Below are 2,892 nucleotides of genomic sequence, written 5' to 3'. Positions count from 1 at the left end.
GCGCAGCACCCTATGGGCCTGGGCAAAGTGCCCCCATTGCATGGACTGGCGTTGCATCTACGCCCACCCTGACAGGCACTGCATTGCGCAAATAGGCGCGCCCAAACAGGGCCCGACGCTAGCCCGGTGCACGCTTGCGCGGTGCGCGAACTTGTCACCTCTGTCTGCTGGCCCACCTGCCTCATGGTGGCCCCCTGGGCTGGGCTGCCCCGATGGCTCCCGGTGCCGGTAGCTGCCTGCACCCTGCCACCGTCGCCACCACCCGAAGGACACTGACTTTGCAGCAAGGACACTGCATCACCTCCAGCTTGGCCACCCGCGCCATGAACGCCTGAGCGGATTCTTGCGCTCTGGCACTGGGTGCAGGCATCTGCAGTGCCCGCCTGGCCTGCGCCAGTTTGTCCGCTTTGCAGGCACTGGCCAGTACCCCGTAATGCCGGATGCGCTGGATGCCCGCAGGCAAGGTGTGTAGCAGCACACGGCGAACGAACTCTGCGCCAGGCAGCCTTACCGTACGTTTGCCGCCCTGGTCGTCCGAGCGCACCGTAAACACCTCCTCTTCGGGGGTGATGGCCTTGATCCGCTCATTGCCGATGGCCGTACGGTGGGTATCGCGGCTCAGGTACTCCAGCGTCTGGGCCGGGCCACTCAACGGGGTTTTGGCGTACACCACCCAGTCATGGCGGTACAGCTCTCTTTGGCGTTGTGCCCAGGCAGTTGGCTCGGCTTGTGGGTCGCACGCCAGTGCGGGTGTGCCATGCGCCTTGCCCAGAGCAGCCAGGAACCTACCCCTAAATACCCGAGACAAGGCATGTACCGGGAAGAGAAAGTCGGGCTTGCGTTGGGGCCGGTGCCATTGGTCTCTGCCCTGGCCATCCAATCCCAGCACCCCACAGGCCATCACCGCATGGACATGGATGTGGCGGCGCAGGTCCTGCGTCCAGGTGTGCAGCACCAGACTGAAGGCCGGTGTGCCGCCTTTCACACCTCCTTCTTTGCCCATCCAACGTGGGTTGGCGGCAAATACATTGAGCGTTTGGGACGTGCAGGCGAACAGGGTGTTGATCACCCAGCGTGGGTGGAACGCGTACAGGGCGTTCAGGCTGTGCGGCAGTGTGAACACCAGGTGGGTATAGGGCACCGGCAAGACCTCGGCCAGCCGCCCCTGCAGCCAAGCATCCTTGGCCCGCGCCCCGCACTGCGGGCAGTGCCGGTTGCGGCAGGAGTGGTACTGCCAGTGGCTGTGGCCACAGGCATCGCAGGCTAACTGCTGGCCGCCCAGGGCTTTGGTGCGGCAGGCGACGATGGCCCGCCAGGCCTTGGCCTGCGGGGTGGACAGGGTGTGTGCGTCCAGGTATGCCGTGCCGTGCTGGCGCAGCACCTGGGCCAGGGTGGCCGGGGTGGCCATGCGGATCGAGCCCGTTTGGCGCTACAGCTTGGGCAGACCCGCCAGTAGGTCCAGAGGGTCGATGTCTGTAGGCGGCTTGAACTGCGGGCTGATGAGGTGCAGATAGCGGCTGGTGGTGCTGAGGTGGCCATGCCCGAGCAAACGGCTGATGGTGTACAGGTCCACGCCACCTTCCAACAAGTGGGTGGCGAAGCCGTGGCGCAGGGTGTGGGTGCCGCCCATCTTCATGATGCGGGCGCGGTTGCGGGAGCCCTGGTAGGCGCGCTGTAGGCTGCAGACGGTTACGGCACCATCTCCCTGGGCATTGGCAAACAACCAGCGCCCGCGGGTGTGGTGTGGGGCGTAGGTGCGGCAGTAGTGGCGCAGCAGCGCAAGCAAGGTCGGGCTCAGCACGCTGTAGCGGTCTGCAGCGCCTTTGCCCGCGACGACACGCACGCACATGCGGTCGGTGGCGCTGTCGATGTCATTGACGCGCAGGGCGCAAATTTCGGATACGCGAAGACCGCTGGCATACATAGTTTGCAGCGCCATGCGGTACACAGGGTGGGTGCAGCAGGCAAAGAGGCGGGCGATCTGTTCGCGGGACAGCAGTTCGGGCTGTTTCTGTGGCACTTTGGCCATGGGCGGGCGCAGGTGCGCTATGTCGTTGGGCCTCCCCAGCACGGTCTCGAACAGGAATCGGCTGGCGCTGGCGGCGTGGTTGACGCTGCTGAGGCAGAGTTTGCGATCTTTGACCAAGTACAACAAGTAGGCTTCGACTTCGGCCGGACTGAGCAGTTCCGGGCTGCGGTGGTAGTGGCGGGCGAGTCGGGCCACGGCTTCGATGTAGCACTCTTTGGTTCGCTCGGCCAGACCGCGCACGGTCATGGCATCGAGCATGCGTTGGCGCAGGGGTGTCATGAGGTTTCTCCTAAAAGCCGGGGAACATTCCCCAGCTCCAAGGCTTCACCTCAATGCCGCATCTTGCAAGCAGCCCACACAGACGAACGCGGTGGCCGTGCGTCGTGCACCTGCCACCGCGTAGCGGTTTAGTCCAACGTAATGTAGACCGCAAAACGTGCGGGATAACAAGGGGGTTGCGGTCTATATCGACCATCAAAATCTCCTGAAAGTGGCTTGCAGACTGCCTTTGCGCAGGATGCGACAATTTCTAACCAGGTATAAAAATGCCGACAAACCCGGCAGTCAAGCAGTCACCCACTATAGCCCGCTGAGGACTTGCGGCTGACATCCTTTCTTTAGCCAGCGAAGGTGCGGAATGCTCTTTTTTCCGTAGCTGCTTGCGCAGGTGGAATATGCGCTGGAGCCGTTTTTTTCTTAAATAATTTGGATATAGGTTTGTGGTGGCCTGTGCAGTGTTGGGTGCCACAGTCGCCGCTGGCCGGGCTGTGCCCCCGGCAGGGCAGTCACCTTTCTTTGCGCAGCCAAAGAAACGTAACCCAAAGAAAGGCTGCCCCCACTGTCTGCGCCCTTCGCTAGCGCTA

The 2,892-nt window shown here is 63.0% G+C and carries 2 protein-coding genes; both read right to left on the bottom strand.

What is annotated here, in order from left to right; genetic code table 11:
- Window positions 1-181: 181 nt before the first annotated feature.
- Complete coding sequence (locus ABI213_RS07580) at window positions 182-1,408, bottom strand: IS91 family transposase (protein WP_348014558.1); 1,227 nt, start codon at window positions 1,406-1,408, stop codon at window positions 182-184.
- Between the two features lie 21 nt (window positions 1,409-1,429).
- Window positions 1,430-2,308 (bottom strand): tyrosine-type recombinase/integrase, encoded by an 879-nt coding sequence (locus tag ABI213_RS07575; RefSeq protein WP_348026602.1) that lies wholly within the window; start codon window positions 2,306-2,308, stop codon window positions 1,430-1,432.
- Window positions 2,309-2,892 lie beyond the last annotated feature (584 nt).

The organism is Rhodoferax sp. (assembly GCF_039922535.1).
Lineage (GTDB): Bacteria > Pseudomonadota > Gammaproteobacteria > Burkholderiales > Burkholderiaceae_C > Rhodoferax_B.
This window is presented reverse-complemented; position numbering and strand designations above follow the sequence as displayed.